The sequence below is a fragment of the Litchfieldia alkalitelluris genome (genome assembly GCF_002153425.1).
GTDB lineage: Bacteria > Bacillota > Bacilli > Bacillales > Salisediminibacteriaceae > Evansella > Evansella alkalicola.
The window spans coordinates 3,498,890-3,514,579 of the sequence record NZ_KZ119600.1 but is presented as its reverse complement, the minus strand read 5'-3'; the positions used below and the strand labels follow the sequence as shown (position 1 = coordinate 3,514,579).

Genomic DNA, 15,690 nt, shown 5'->3' with positions numbered 1-15,690 from the left:
GTCCGATATACAAAGTAAACAAAGAATGATAAAATTATTACAATTATAAGCAATTATATCTATTAATTATTGTGACTTTATTCCTAAAAAAGAAGGAGGTTGATGGGAGGAAAAAGGGGAATTATGTAAGTTTATATCACCTTTTAATGTTAACTAGAAGAAGAGGATGGAGACCATAGATTAACACAAAATATAGTTGAATGGGGATATGACATTGGGGATTAAAGAGAAACTCAGACAAAATGTTGTGAAAATAAAAGACGGATCTATAAAAGTAAAGAATACAGTGTGGACGAAAGTGAAAAATATAGATTGGAAGTTTTGGGATAAGAATAACTCGGAGGCAGATACAAGTGCTGAGGATGTTGTTTTAGAAGGTATTCTTGATGATAATAGTCAAGATGACAAGATTAAGAAAAAAATGAAGCTGAAAACAAAGCTTGTAGGGTCCTTTATTCTATATGCCGTTATCCCATCTGTTATTGTTGCAAGTATCGTATTCGGAGTTTCAAGAAATGCGATTGAAGATAGAGTGTCGGAGATGAGTCTTGAGGTTGGAGCTCAGCTTACACATAATATTAATAATATTTTAGATGATGCTGAGAACGTTTTATCTTCTCCGTACTCAAACAGGGATATACTAGATAGCTTAAGTGTTGATCCAAGTACATTATCAAGCACGGATTTCCTAGAGTTAAGGCAAGAAGTTGGAAGTTATATGAACGCGCAAGTATCAAACAGTCCACTTGTGAATAATTTATTCTTTGTAAGAAATGACGGCAGTATCTATGGGAATAATAATAGTGAAGTTCAAACAGAGTTTTTCATAGGGACTGAAATAATGGAAGATTTAAAGCAAGTAAGTGGGTCCCTTTGGTTAGGTGGACTAGAAGGTGATTTTGAAAATATTTATGTTTTAAGAGAATTACGAAATACATCAGGGGTAGATATAGGTGTCCTTGTATTAACCTTTAGTGAGGCTGCTTTTGATACCGTTTTCAACTTATCAGATTCAGAGTCAACGATTTTTGTTGTAGACCAGAATAATACGATTGTATCCAGTAATAATCCAGAAGAAGAAGGTATGGAGTACGTTGTTTCTAGTCAAGAAGGAGATAGGGAGAATATCCTTTCTATTAATGAGACTTCAAATGGCTGGAATGTTGTAATTGCTACGTCAAGATCATACTTAATGTCAGAGATTAACGCTGTTGTACCATTTATCATTTTAGTTGTTATTGTATTTATTGTTATTGCAGTAGTTGGTGGATTCATTATTACATTAAGTGTAACGAGACCTATTAATAAAATGGTAGGTTTGATGAAGGAAGCGGAAAAAGGAAATCTTATTGTTAGATCAGACTATGTGAATAATAATGAAATTGGACAACTTGGTTATAGTTTTAACGCTATGCTAAGAAATATTAAACAAATTATTGAAGGTAACAAAAAGGCTTCTGAACAAGCTGTTCAAAGTGCAGAAGATCTTAAACGTATATCATTAGATTCCACTTATACAGCAGAGCAAATCGCAACGGCGATTGAAGAGGTTGCTAAAGGTGCAGTGGAGCAAGTTGATTACGCAGAAAAGACTAATAAAGTGATGCATGGCTTATCTGAGGAGATCACTGTTGTATCAAGTAATGTGTCCCATGTATCAGAAGCAATGTCTAATACGAGAGAATTAAGTAGTTCCTCCATTCAGCATGTTACGGATTTAACCACTAAGAATGAAGATGTGGGTGAAAAACTTAAGCTTGTAGATCAAACTATTCTGAGGTTAAATCAAGAAGTGGCTGAGATAAAGGGCATTGTTAAAATGATCAAAGATATTAGTGATCAAACGAATCTCTTATCTCTTAATGCAAGTATTGAGGCGGCCAGAGCAGGTGAGGCAGGTCGTGGATTCTCCGTTGTTGCTGGTGAGGTACGGAAATTAGCAGAAGAGTCAAAAGGTGCTACATTAAAAATTGAAAATGTTATCAATAATATACTTGGGCAAACAGAAACGTCCGTTGGATTAGTAAAAGAATCCTTAAATGTTTTTGACGAACAAACCGAGGTTATTCATACAACTAGTAGCTCATTCAAAAATATTGCCGAGACGACTGGATCTATGATTGACGAAATGTCGATGGTAGAAGCTTCTATTGAAAAAATGAACAAAGCGAAGGACCAGGTGGAAAATGCGATTTCTGAAATGGTTATGTTGGCGGAGCAATCGTCCTCTACAACAGAAGAAATTACCGCAACGACAGAGGAACAAGCCGCATCTGCAGAACAGCTTGATCATCTTTCTGAAAGCCTAGTTGGTTCAATGAGAGAACTAGAAGCAATGATCAATAAATTTAAAGTTTAATCGATTACCTGATATTTTTGTAGTAAAACTAATACAAGCTTAGAGGGAGAGTGTAGAATCTCCCTCTTTCCTTTTGTACAAGCCTTTATAGGGTTAATCAATGAATTTGATTAAATTGTGAAGGTGCGAAATATTTTTTTGAAAAAACTTAGTTTATTCGATAGACAAACTAAGTTTCGTAGGTTACAATCTGTATAGATATTGATTCAGACTTTGTGTCTGAAGTATTTACCTCTCCCTAATGTAATCGTTATCAAAATTAAGAAGATTTATGGTGAATTTTATAAAAATTTATTCATTTTTACCCATAATCTAATGAGAAAAGGGTATGATACATTACGAGAGACTAAGGGCTTCCCTTGGTAAAAGGTGATAGGCTAAGGCGATAGAGATAAATTGGTTAGCTTGTCATTTTTAATATAAATTCATTTTAATATTATTGGAGGAATGAAAATGAGTTATTTTCAAAATGTAGGTAAAGTTAAGTTCGAAGGTGCTAATTCATCAAACCCATTCGCGTTTAAATACTATAACCCAGAAGAACAAATCAACGGAAAATCAATGGAAGATTTCCTACGCTTCGGTGTATCTTACTGGCATACGTTTGTTGGAGAAGGTACTGATCCATTTGGAGCAGGAACAGCTGTACGTCCGTATGACAAGTTCTCTGGAATGGACCTTGCGAAAGCGCGTGTAGAAGCTTCATTTGAGTTTTTTGAAAAAATGGACGTTCCTTACTTCTGTTTCCATGATATCGATATTGCTCCTGAGACTGATAGCTTATCTGAAACATTCAATAACCTAGACGAAATCGTTGCAATGATTAAAGAATACATGAAAACTAGTAAAGTTAAACTTCTTTGGAACACTGCTAACGCATTCACACACCCACGTTGGTTGTTTGGTGCAGCAACTGCTCCTAACGCTGATGTATTTGCTTATGCAGCAGCTCGCGTTAAAAAAGGTTTAGAAGTTGGTAAAGAGCTAGGTGCAGAAAACTATGTATTCTGGGGTGGCCGTGAAGGTTACGAAACTTTATTAAACACTGACATGAAGCTTGAGCAAGACAACCTTGCACGTTTCTTCCACATGGCGAAAAGCTATGCTAAAGAAATCGGCTTCGATGCTCAATTCTTAATCGAGCCAAAACCAAAAGAGCCAACGAAGCACCAATATGACTTCGACGTAGCAACTGGTATTGCTTTCTTACGTACTTATGGTTTAGAAGATGTATTCAAGTTCAACATTGAAGCTAACCACGCTACTTTAGCTGGTCATACATTTGAGCATGAGCTACACTTAGCGCGTATCAACGGTATGCTTGGTTCTGTTGATGCTAACCAAGGTGATACTTTACTTGGCTGGGATACTGACGAATTCCCTACTGACCTTTACAGCACAACACTTGCTATGTACGAAATCCTTAAAAACGACGGTCTTGGAACTGGTGGTTTGAACTTCGACGCAAAAGTACGTCGTGGATCTTTCGACACTGATGACCTATTCCACGCTCATATTGCTGGTATGGACTCATTTGCTATCGGTACTAAAGTAGCGAAGCGTTTACTAGATGACCGTGTTCTTGAAGACTTCATCGCTGATCGTTACAGCAGCTACAATGAAGGAATTGGTAAAGACATCGTTGAAGGAAACACTGACTTCCACAAGCTTGCTGACCATGCATTAAAAGTAGATGTAATCAGCAACAACAAGTCTGGTCGTCAAGAGTACCTTAAGCAAACACTTAACAAATACATTCTTGAAGCACTACAACAAGGATAATTCCTTTAAAGTCACAGACTAATTAAATATTTAAATATGCTGGATTACACTTCGTTTTCCAGCATATTTTTTAAGGTTTTTTAGCTAGCTTGTCGCTTGGCGTGTTAGTATTACAAGTGAAAAAAAGTTTATAAAAGGGGAATAAATCATATGAAATACGCAATTGGAGTGGATTTAGGAACTAGTGCTGTAAAAGTTTTGATGATGAATCAAAAAGGTGAAGTAGTTAACGAAGTTTCTAAAGCATATCCACTAATTCAAGAAAAATCCGGTTACAGTGAGCAAGAGCCAAGGGAGTGGGTTGAGAAGACGACTGAGGCCCTAAAAGAGCTTGTTGCACAATTTGACGGTGATGTTGCAGACATCGAAGGAATTAGTTATTCCGGGCAAATGCACGGACTTGTTTTACTTGATGAAAATAATGAAGTGTTACGCAATGCTATTCTTTGGAATGATACGCGTACAACTGAACAATGTAAGCAAATTTATGACATTGTTGGCGAAAAGAAGTTGCTTGAAATTACGAAGAACCCTGCATTAGAAGGGTTTACACTTCCTAAGATTCTTTGGGTAAAACAATATGAACCTGAGATTTTAGAAAAAGCTTCTGTTTTTATGCTTCCTAAAGATTACTTACGTTATAAAATGACTGGTCAAATCCATAGTGAGTACTCTGATGCTGCTGGTACATTGTTATTAAATGTTGGGGAGCAAGAGTGGAGTAAGGAAATTTGTGACCTAGTTGGTATAGAGAGTTCCTTATGTCCACCACTTCTTCCATCTCACGGTTTAGCAGGTACATTAACTCCTGAGTTCGCAGCTGAAACAGGATTAGCAGAATCTACTAAAGTTTTCGCAGGTGGCGCTGATAATGCTTGTGGAGCGATTGGATCTGGCATTCTTCAAGATGGAAAAAGCATGTGCAGTATCGGTACATCTGGTGTTGTCCTTTCTTACGAGGAAACAAAAGATCGTGACTTTGATGGAAAAGTTCACTACTTTAACCATGGTCAAGAAGATGCTTTCTACACAATGGGTGTTACATTAGCTGCTGGATACAGCTTAAGCTGGTTTAAAGATACATTCGCGAAGGAAGAGAGCTTCGAGTCTTTACTAGAGGGTCTTGGTGATGTTCCAATTGGTGCGAATGGACTTCTGTTCACTCCTTACTTAGTTGGGGAAAGAACTCCTTATGCAGATGCAGTAATCCGTGCTAGCTTCATTGGTATGGACGGTTCTCATGACCGTATCGATTTTGCTCGTGCAGTTATTGAGGGAATCACATTCTCCCTAAACGAATCTATCGAGATTTTTAGAGAGAGTGGCAAAACGATTGACACAATTATTTCAATTGGTGGCGGTGCGAAAAATGAAACTTGGCTTCAAATCCAAGCTGATGTTTTCAATGCAAAAATCGTGAAGCTTTCCAGTGAGCAAGGTCCAGCTGTTGGTGCAACGATGTTAGCAGCTTACGGATGTGGCTGGTTCGGTTCATTACAGGAATGTGCAGATGTATTCACTGCAGAAGATGTTTCCTACGAACCAATTCCTGAAAACGTAGAGAAGTATAAAGAATTATTCAAGTTATACAAAGATGTATATGTACAAACAAAAGGCTTAAACGAAGGACTGAAGAAGTTCCGTAAGAGCTAATATTAGTTTTTTTGATTTGTAAGCTATCTCATAGGCGTACCAGATTGATGCTGGGTGCGTTTGTGAGATGGCTTTTTTGTTGTTAATTTTTCAAGATTTGAAATAGTGTCTAGAGCACTTGATAAAGGATTTGACGACAGTAGGAGGAGAGTTGGCGAAGATTTGTCGTTAGAAATTGGAACTTACGACAAAACAATGAGGGAGTAGCAGAGTAGTGTCGTTAGAATAGGAAACTAACGACAAAACGCTAGAGGAGCAGCAGAGATTTGTCGTTAAAATTAATAATTGGCGACAAAACGTTGAGGGAGTAGCGAAGATTTGTCGTTAGAATAAGCAATTAACGACAAAACGGTGTAGGAGTAGCGGATATTTGTCGTTAGAATAAGGAACTAACGACAAAACGAAGAAGGAGCAGAGTAGATTTGTCGTTAGAGTTGCAAACTAACGACAAAACGATGAGGGAGTAGCGGAGATATGCGTTAGAATAAGCAACTAACGACAAAACGATGAGGGAGTAACGGAGTACTGTCGTTAGAATAAGCAACTAACGACAAAACGATGAGGGAGTAGCGGATATTTGTCGTTAGAATAGCAAACTAACGACAAAACGATGAGGGAGTAACGGAGTACTGTCGTTAGAATAAGCAACTAACGACAAAACAATAAAGAACTAACGAAGTTCTGTCGTTAGAAGCCAACCAAGCCTCCCCAAATAGAAAAACTACCTTCACCAGCTTCTAAAAGCTAGCAAAGGCAGTTTTCGCCAATAAAACATATTACCCTAAACCATATTTACCGTAAAACGATTTCCCCATAAAACATATTTACAATAAACCATATTTCCAAAAAAACATATACAAATAAAACTAATTATTCCCCTTCAGGAAACCAGATTCGGAACTTACCACTCAATGCAAGCATTGCGAACAAATACAAGCAGTTGTCATAATAGCGACGGTCTCCGTCACGCAATGGCGTATTCCAGAACTTCTCTACAAACTCTTTAGAATGTGGGCCATCAGCTGCTAGAGATGCCATTGCGTTCGTTGCCAACAAACCTACTGGATGTAAAGCTTTTTCTTCAAAAGGCTCTCCGTCAACTTTATAACGGCGGTAGTCTTCCATCTCTTTATCTGCAAAGAAAGCTTGGATCTTATTAGCATTTTCAATTTCCCACTCATCGCCACGGAACCATTCCCAATCAAGACCAATATTTGCAGCTACACGATAAGAGTCACTAAAGAAATGGCCGAATCCGCGAATATGATTTGGTGATCCATCATAGTGTGCATACTCTGCAGCTAGACCAGTTTCAGGGTGGCAAGCTGTTTTCAAGTATTCGCGACTTGCTGCAGCAGCTTCCTTAATGAATTGTTGATCCTCTGGATACGTCCAAAGACTCATCAGCTCATAGAAATGAGGCAGATGGTAGGAGGGATCAGAGAATTCGCAATCAGGAATAAATTTAATTAGTTTGTTTTCTGGGTTAAACATAGGGAAGCCTTCACCATTTTCTCCGTTATGTATCATGGAACGAAGAATGTCTTTAGCCCATTTGCTGTATTCATAGATACCTTCTCCATCTCCCCAGCGGTTTGAAGCGAAGAATAGAGCTAAAACAAAGTACTCTTCTCCATCTGGAGCAGGACCATATGCATTCTTTTTACCATCAAGCTGACAAGACCATGCAAAGTAACCAGCGTGCTTTCCTTCAGTCATGTACATATGCTTCATTGTCCAAGTCCAGATGCGGTCAAATACCTCTTTGTTGTCCATTTGAACAGCCATCATCATGCCGTAAGATTGACCTTCTGTTCTTACATCCGTGTTACCTGTGTCAACCATATACCCCATGTCGTCGCCTTCTTCAAAATAAATCTTCATTTCACTGTCTCCGAAGAATAGCTGATTCCAAGTGTCTTCAACTCGTGCGTCGATTTCAGCTTCTGAATGTCCTAATTCTTTAAATAGATTTCGGTAATTTCCAGTAAAGAAAGCGCCTTCTTTTTTGGTCATGATAAAATCCCCTTTTTTGTTTAATAGTGTATTAAAATAGGCCGTATTTGAAAAAGTCGCTAATAGTGATAAGCAACAATAGAAACATATAAAACAGCCTATCTAATCAAATAAGTGCAAAATCATTATTTAAAATAAATGTTTTCTTTAGTCTCTTGAATAAGATGGAATGAGACTATCGTCTATTCCGATATAAGTTGATGTTTCGTCTTTGACTGGGATAAGTTCAACAAGGCTGACTTCGTTTTTCGTTATTGTAAAGGATAGCTTTAACCGTCCATTATTACTTGCTAATCGTGCTGTTCTACGAAGCGGTTGGGCCATATCCTTTAACGTTGCCACTTGTGTTTTGTCAGGGAATCTAGGTCGTCCCATCTGTTTCCAAACATTCCATGGGTTTGCATGATCCTCATCAATGGTTTGACGCTTTAAAAATACATCTTTAAATTGAACAGGGAGGTCTAACTCGAACTCTTTCTCAAAGCCTTCTCCTTTGTCCATGACCAGATTCCAGAGTGCAATGGCGATAGAGCCATCTTCACGTCTAGTTACAAGCATATTCTCGTCACGGTGCAACTGCTCACTACCTAATTTATTGAAAAACGAAAATAGGTGATAGGTAGGTTTATAAATGCCGTTGAGTGCTATCAAACCAAATCCGCCGTGGAATTGTGCTTTTGGAACATCTGTCTCCTCGAAAACATCACTGAAGGTCCAGTAAGAGAATGAATCGACATAATCTCCAGCCTCACTTAAAGTCCTTGCTAGATATGCAGCATTTAATGGTGTGTCGTGAACTGGATTGATTGGACTGTATGACGTATTATATTCAGTGATATGAAACGGCAAGTCAGGGAATGGTGACGCGTTAATCATTTCCCGAACAGTTTTTAACTCATCAAGCATCATAGTGTTTTCAAATAAATCTTGATAACACAGCTCAGGTGTGACCTTCTTCGCCTTATTTGACGCATACATATGTCTTGTTACGAAATCTACGGGAGCGCTTTCATTTTCGCAAAAATCAAGAAAGTCTTTAATCCAATGATCTGCCCCTCCGGAAATGGCCGGGCCACCGACTTGTAAATCAGGGTGAACATCTTTAACTGCAATAGCAGTAATCTTGTATAGCTTAAAGTATTCTTCTTTGTCTGCGTCCTTCCAGAAGTTAGTTAAATTAGGTTCATTCCATACTTCGAATGGCCACTTCAGAACTTCTTCCAAGCCGTATCTCTCAATGAAGTGACTCACTACTGCCTGGATAAGATCGTACCATTTGTCATAATCATTTGGAGGAGTAACATTACCGTTCCAACTAAAGACAGTTTCATCGCTAGAAGCTAGTAGCCTTGGCATGAAACCAAATTCAATGAAAGGTCGAATTCCCAATTCCATATACGTGTCAAAAATCCGATCGATATAAGTGAAATTATAGAATGGCTGTACAGAGCCATCTTCTAAGGTTAATTCACGATATATGCCAATGTCATCATGCAGTAAGCCATGACCGCGTATATAGTCAAAATGAATATCCTCTTGTATGAGCTTCAAATGGTCAATGTATTCCTTCTGTAAAGCAAGACCCAGTCTACCAGTTCCAATGCAAAACTTCCAATTGTCCCTAAACGCTGCTTCTGCTTGCTGCAGAATGGTTACTTTTTCCATATCAAACCTCCTTTTCTTTTTATGTCAAATTATATCAAATATTTAAAAATAGTCATATGAACCAAACTAAAGATCAACCGTGGAAAACTATAGTATGTTTACTTTGGTAGTAGTACGCTGGTGTGAGTGTTGTGCAGGTTTAGGTCTTGGAGTTTGACCAACCTGCAAAAACACTCATAGGTTAGGGAATACATATTAAATAGTTTTGGTATTCTCTATAGTTTGACACTTTTTTCTTATAGGAAATTCATGTTAAGATAGTAGGTGTTTTTATATCTTAACTTGTTTTTATATTAAGCGCTTTCAAAAAATACCGCTCAAGCGTGAAGGGTTGGTTGAATCATGAGAACGATATTAAAAATGTTTATTATATCCGTAAGTATATTGGCATTCACAGCATGTAGTCTTGATCCAGAAGGGCATCATGATAGTTCACAAGTGAATGTAATGTTTTTAGCAGATGTGCCACCGAGATATGAGGATTCCTTTGAACCTTACTTCAGGGAGATTCTTGGAGATGATTTGGTAGGGGACTTAGCCTTTAATACGCGAATATCTCAAGTTTCCCATGACATGCTCACAATTGCTATTGTTGAGAGAGAAGTGGATATCTTTATTGTGGACGAGGCTTTGATGCATGTTATATTGGACCCTTATGGTTTAACGCCATTAGATGATTTAATTGACGATTTACCTGATACACCATCTTATGATGAATACATCATGCAAGATGAGGATACAGGAAAACATCATTTGTATGCTATTCCACTAGATAATGACTCGACCTTAGTTCAAGATATGGGGCTTTCTTTTTCATCAAATTTAATGGCTGTTGTCGTTCAAACAAGCCCACATAAAGAAATAGGTATTAAACTACTAAAAGAGTTTATTTAAAATTCTTCTAATTACTTTGGATGATCTCTTGTAAATGAAAGGTGATATAAATGAGCTGGATGGGTGGAAAATTTTATCGTACGACTGAATGGATATGGAGATTAGCTTATGTTAATCTGCTGTGGCTACTAACAACTGCCCTGGGACTTTTCTTTCTAGGGGTAATTCCAGCTACAGTAGCAATGCTAACCGTTTTTAGAAAATGGTTAATGGGTGATACGGAAATTAGTATTTTTAAAACATATATTGGTTCTCTAAAGAAGGATTTTCTGAAAGTAAACATTCTAGGAATTATCTTTGCAGTTTTAGGCTATATCCTCTTTTTTAACTATCACTATTTAGGAGTAATCGAGGGTGTGCAACATACAGTAATGTCAATTGGCTGGTACACAGGGCTATTTGTCTATGTGATTACGCTCCTTTATATTTTTCCAGTATATGTTCATTTTGATTTAAAACTCATGCAATACATTAAAACGGCGTTTATAGTAGGGGTAGTGAATCCATTAGCGATCCTTTCCCTCATTATTAGCATAGCATTAACAGTTTATATCCTATATGTAATTCCAGGAATCATTCCATTCTTCGGACCGAGTTTAGTTGGGTTCTTGATAATGTGGGCAGCATACTTGTCATTCAACCGAATTGATAGGAAAAAAGAGAAGATTGAGATGGCGAATGCTGGTAATTCTGAGGAAAACTAAATGAAAATGAAATAATCATGCATGATCAGACCTAGGGTGAAATCCCTAGGTCTTTTTTTGTGAAAATTAATTAAGGCGTCTGTCATCGTGACAATTTTAGAGGGAGTACTTTTTACTTATGGGACTTCAAGGACTAATTCACTATGTATTTGATCAGTTTCCATACAAGTTAACACTGTATATTGTAGTTAACTTGTACGTTTATCCTATGAAAAAAGTACCAAAAAATAGGGGAGTTTATGGGTATCTTGTTGTAAATGGTCGAAATGTTCAAATTTCAGTCACAATATAATACTTTGGTCATGGTGTGAGAAAAGTATTATATTAGTGATATTTACTGGATAATAGTGCAAAATACGATATAACCATAAAAATGTAAGCGTTTTAATTATCTTTAGTTTGTAATGGTTGACATAAAGTTTTTTAGGTTTATAAAAGACGTAATGTTATATATAGTTGTACGTACAATGTCTGTTCAAGGGAGGAGGGTAGAAATAGAAGCTTCATAGATTTATGACTCAAATACACACAGGAGGTTTGTAAATGAGGAATAAGCACGTAAAGTCATTTTTGATTAAGCTGTTAGTAATTATGCTAGTTTTACCACCAGGTTTATTTCACTTTGAGACTAATGCTTTAGCTGAAGGTGATAGTTCCGACGAAAATATTGAAACCGTTTACCATGAGAGTTTTGACGAAGGTACAGGTATCGTAGAACCTAGTGGACCTGCACAATTGGACCATGTTTCTGATTTGATTTTTGATGGGAATGATAATGGACAAGGAATTCACGTTACTGGGAGAAGTGATGGTTGGCATGGAGTAGATATTCCATTTAGTGCAGTAGGGATGGAAGACGGTAATACGTATACAGTTACTGTCAAAGGGTATATCGACGAAGATGTAGAGGTACCTGAGGGAGGACAAGCATTATTTCAAAATATAGAAAGTTATGAAGGGTTTTATGAGTCAGCAGACTATGTTGCTGGTGAGGCTTTTACCCTTAGTGGTGAATATACAGTTGATGCTTCTGAAGATATTGCGCTTCGTGTTCAGTCAAATGAGGAAGGACAAGAAGTTGATTTTTATCTAGGCGATATATTAATTACAAAGAGCACTTCCTCAAATGATAATGAAATACCAGATGGGGAAGAAATTGCAGTCTTTACTGATTTTGAAGATGGTACATTACAAGGCTGGGAGCCCCGTGAAGGTCCAGAAGAATTGTCAGTAAATCCAGGAACTGGACGAGATAGTGAGTACAGCCTATTAATTGAAAATCGACAAGGCTCTTTTTACAGTGCGATGTTAGATTTTCTAGATAATATGCATGAAGGTTTTACCTATGACATTAGTGTTTGGGTGAAGTTAGCTGAGGGTGAAGAGCCGACAGAACTACAAGTTTCAAGAGCTGAAACAGATTCTGATGGTACTAACTATTGGCCACCTGTTGTAACGCCACGAGTAGTTACGGATGAGGAATGGGTGTTATTAGAAGGGACTTACACACTAACCGCTGGTGTAACGGACTTATTCTTTTATGTAGAAGAACCGTATGACGAAGACCAAGATTCTGGAGTTTCATTCTACTTAGATGATTTCAAGGCAGAAGCACAAGTTTCTGAGGAAATTGAAGACATTCCTGAGCTAAGAGAAGTGTTTGCAGATTACTTCGATATTGGAGCTGCAATTGAACGTGACCAAATGTTTGGACGTCATGGTGAAATGCTGAAGAAGCATTATAATATGCTTGTGGCTGAAAATGTGATGAAGCCAGAAGCGATTCAACCAGAAGAAGGCCAATTTAGCTGGTCAAGAGCTGATGCAATGCTAGACTTTGCCGAAGAAAACGGTATGAAAACTAGATTCCATACGTTGGTGTGGCATAGTCAATCACCTAACTGGATGTTTGAAGATGCAGAAGGTAACCCGATGGTAGTGAATGGAGAAGTTACTGATCCAGATAATATTGAAGCGAACAAACAATTGCTTTTGGATCGAATTGAGGATCATATTGTTGCAGTTGTTGGTAGATATCATGATCGCATCGATTCTTGGGATGTTGTCAATGAAGTTATCGTTGCTCATGAAGATGACGGGTACCGTAGAAGTGAGTACTATCTAATCACTGGTACAGATTTCATTCGCCATGCTTTTGAAATCACGAAAAGAGAATTAGAAACTCATAACGCTAGTGGGAAGCTCTATTATAATGATTATAGTACCCATAGTCCTCAAAAGAGAGACTACATTTTTGACATGATCCATGAATTGGATTTAGTTGAAGATGGGTTAATTGATGGGATTGGACATCAAACACATATTAATATTGAGTATCCACCGATGGAACAAATTACAGATTCTATTGAAATGTTCGGTGAAATTGGTTTAGATAATGAAATTACGGAATTAGATGTAAGCATTTACACAAATGACAACCAAAACTATGATGGTTTCGATAATATTCCAGATGAAGTCTTTGAAACGCAGGCAGATCGATATGAAGATCTATTTAACGAGTTTAGAAGATTAGAAGATTACATTAGTAGTGTAGTATTCTGGGGTATTGGAGATGACCATACTTGGTTACATGACTTCCCAGTGAGCGGTCGTACAAATGCACCATTTGTATTTGACCATAACTTACAATCGAAACCTGCTTATTGGGCAATTATTGAAGGGTATGAGGAAAGTGATCCAGACCCTGATGATATCGAAAGAGATTTAACACCAATCAAAGAAGTATATGAAGACTACTTCATGATCGGGAATATTATCTCTGACTTTACCTTTGAAGGAGTAAGTCTAGACCTTCTTAATCTGCATTATAATCTTGTTACGGCTGAAAATGCGATGAAGCCAGAATACGCTTATAATGATGATGGTGAATTTGATTTTGCTGATCAAAATACATTAGTAGATCAAGCGCTTGAGGAAGGTTTTGATATTCACGGACACGTCCTTGTTTGGCATAATCAGTCACGTGATTGGTTGTGGCAGGACGAAGATGGTGAACCTCTAAGCCGTGAAGAGGCCCTTGCCAATATGGAAGAGCATATAGAAACAAACATTCTGAATTATGGCGATTCTATCACGTCGTGGGATGTTGTAAATGAAGCAATCGTAGTGAATAGTTCAAACTTAGAAGATTGGCAAGCTTCATTACGTGACACTGGTTGGTTACGCGCAATCGGTGATGATTATGTAGAACAGGCTTTCCGAATTACAAAACGTGTCATTGATGAAAATGATTTGGATATCACACTCTATTACAATGACTACAATGATCATGTACAAGACAAAGCACAAGTGATTTATTATATGGTAAAGGATATTAATGAAAGGTATGCTGCAGAAAACGATGGAGAACTTCTCATCGGTGGTGTCGGCATGCAAGGTCATTACTCTATCGATGAGTCGAATGTTGCTGAAAGAGTAAGAATGTCGTTAGAGCGTTTCATTTCACTAGGAGTAGAAATTGGAGTTACTGAATTGGATATCATGGCTGGTTCAGATGACGAATTGACGGAGCAAGAGGAGAGGGCGCAAGCTTACCTGTTTGCTCAGTTGTTCGAACTTTATAAAGAGCATGCTGACCATATCTCCCGTGTAACATTCTGGGGATTAGCAGACTCACAAAGTTGGAGAGGGGATAGAAATCCTACTTTGTTCGATCACAATATGCAAGCAAAAGAAGCATATTATGCTGTCATCGATCCTGAAACATATATTGAGAATTATGACGAGGACGAAATAGATCCAACTAGAGAAGGTAATGGTGTCTTTGGAACACCAGTTATTGATGGTGAAATAGACGATGTGTGGAACGATGCTCCAGTTTTACCAATTAACCGTTATCAGTCTGCATGGGAAGGAGCAACTGGTGAAGGTAGAGTCCTTTGGGATTATGAAAACTTGTATGTGCTCGTTGAAGTAAATGATCCTGAGCTCGATAAATCCTCTCCTGAGGCCCATGAGCAAGACTCTGTAGAAGTGTTCTTAGATCAACTAAATTCTAAATCAGTATTCTACGAAGACGGCCATGGACAATACAGAGTGAACTTTGATAATGAAACTAGTTTTAACCCAGGAAGTATTGGGGAAGGATTTGAATCTGCAACCCACATTCATGAATCAGGCGAAGGATATACAGTGGAGATAAAAATACCTTTCACTGAAATCACGCCAGAGAACAACACGGAAATTGGTTTCGACCTTCAAATCAATGATGCAGAAGATGGAACCCGTCGAAGTGTTGCAACGTGGAATGACCTCCAAGGAAGTGGCTGGAGCGATCCTTCCGTATTCGGTAATCTGACCCTTGTTTATTCAGTTGATGAAGATGATGACTCCGAATATAATGGACCTCCTGGACGTCACCCAGATGGACCTCCGGGACATAGGGATGATGGACCACCAGGAAAACACCCAGATGGACCTCCTGGACATAGAGGGGAAGGTCCTCCAGGAAAACATCCTGACGGACCTCCTGGACAAAGAAAATAAAAGATAAATAGCTGAACTGAAGAATTTATAAAGGTATCTTCAAAGTATATAGAACTTTGGAGGTACCTTTTTTATATGAAGAATTTAGTATATTTAGAAAGTACTATTTTA

8 protein-coding genes are annotated in these 15,690 nt (G+C 37.9%); 6 read left to right on the top strand and 2 right to left on the bottom strand.

Annotated elements, in window-relative coordinates; all coding sequences use genetic code 11:
- Window positions 1-214 precede the first annotated feature (214 nt).
- The 3 genes from BW724_RS16855 to xylB all read left to right on the top strand — a co-directional run bounded on the left by BW724_RS16855 (window position 215) and on the right by xylB (window position 5,794).
- Window positions 215-2,359 carry a methyl-accepting chemotaxis protein gene (locus BW724_RS16855; RefSeq protein ID WP_176371446.1) on the top strand — a complete coding sequence of 715 codons (2,145 nt, stop codon included), beginning with the start codon at window positions 215-217 and terminating at the stop codon, window positions 2,357-2,359.
- A gap of 453 nt (window positions 2,360-2,812) precedes the next feature.
- A complete protein-coding gene (xylA, locus tag BW724_RS16850) occupies window positions 2,813-4,141 on the top strand; it encodes a xylose isomerase (RefSeq protein ID WP_088076331.1) in 1,329 nt (442 codons plus the stop codon).
- Between the two features lie 150 nt (window positions 4,142-4,291).
- Window positions 4,292-5,794, top strand: coding sequence for a xylulokinase (xylB, locus tag BW724_RS16845; RefSeq protein WP_088076330.1), 1,503 nt, complete (start codon window positions 4,292-4,294; stop codon window positions 5,792-5,794).
- Window positions 5,795-6,664: 870 nt separating this feature from the next.
- Here the strand turns inward: xylB and BW724_RS16840 are convergent.
- Both BW724_RS16840 and BW724_RS16835 read right to left on the bottom strand, forming a co-directional pair.
- Entirely contained in the window at window positions 6,665-7,810 is a 1,146-nt protein-coding gene (locus tag BW724_RS16840) for a family 8 glycosyl hydrolase (RefSeq protein ID WP_088076329.1), read from the bottom strand.
- 147 nt (window positions 7,811-7,957) lie between these two features.
- A complete protein-coding gene (locus BW724_RS16835) occupies window positions 7,958-9,475 on the bottom strand; it encodes a GH39 family glycosyl hydrolase (protein WP_088076328.1) in 1,518 nt (505 codons plus the stop codon).
- 342 nt (window positions 9,476-9,817) lie between these two features.
- Here BW724_RS16835 and BW724_RS16830 point away from each other — a divergent pair, with 342 nt between their 5' ends.
- The 3 genes from BW724_RS16830 to BW724_RS16820 all read left to right on the top strand — a co-directional run bounded on the left by BW724_RS16830 (window position 9,818) and on the right by BW724_RS16820 (window position 15,579).
- Entirely contained in the window at window positions 9,818-10,369 is a 552-nt protein-coding gene (locus tag BW724_RS16830) for a hypothetical protein (RefSeq protein ID WP_235849001.1), read from the top strand.
- Between the two features lie 50 nt (window positions 10,370-10,419).
- The gene (locus tag BW724_RS16825; protein WP_088076327.1) at window positions 10,420-11,073 is read left to right on the top strand and encodes a YesL family protein; all 654 of its coding nucleotides are present in this window, start codon (window positions 10,420-10,422) and stop codon (window positions 11,071-11,073) included.
- A 543-nt stretch (window positions 11,074-11,616) separates the two neighbouring features.
- Window positions 11,617-15,579 (top strand): endo-1,4-beta-xylanase, encoded by a 3,963-nt coding sequence (locus BW724_RS16820; RefSeq protein WP_088076326.1) that lies wholly within the window; start codon window positions 11,617-11,619, stop codon window positions 15,577-15,579.
- Window positions 15,580-15,690: the final 111 nt, after the last annotated feature.

Excerpts from the sequence above, each read along its gene's own strand:
- xylB (WP_088076330.1), top strand. The coding sequence starts at position 4,292 with ATGAAATACGCAATTGGAGTGGATTTAGGAACTAGTGCTGTAAAAGTT.
- BW724_RS16840 (WP_088076329.1), bottom strand. The coding sequence starts at position 7,810 with ATGACCAAAAAAGAAGGCGCTTTCTTTACTGGAAATTACCGAAATCTA.
- BW724_RS16825 (WP_088076327.1), top strand. The coding sequence starts at position 10,420 with ATGAGCTGGATGGGTGGAAAATTTTATCGTACGACTGAATGGATATGG.
- BW724_RS16830 (WP_235849001.1), top strand. The coding sequence starts at position 9,818 with ATGAGAACGATATTAAAAATGTTTATTATATCCGTAAGTATATTGGCA.
- xylA (WP_088076331.1), top strand. The coding sequence starts at position 2,813 with ATGAGTTATTTTCAAAATGTAGGTAAAGTTAAGTTCGAAGGTGCTAAT.
- BW724_RS16835 (WP_088076328.1), bottom strand. The coding sequence starts at position 9,475 with ATGGAAAAAGTAACCATTCTGCAGCAAGCAGAAGCAGCGTTTAGGGAC.
- BW724_RS16820 (WP_088076326.1), top strand. The coding sequence starts at position 11,617 with ATGAGGAATAAGCACGTAAAGTCATTTTTGATTAAGCTGTTAGTAATT.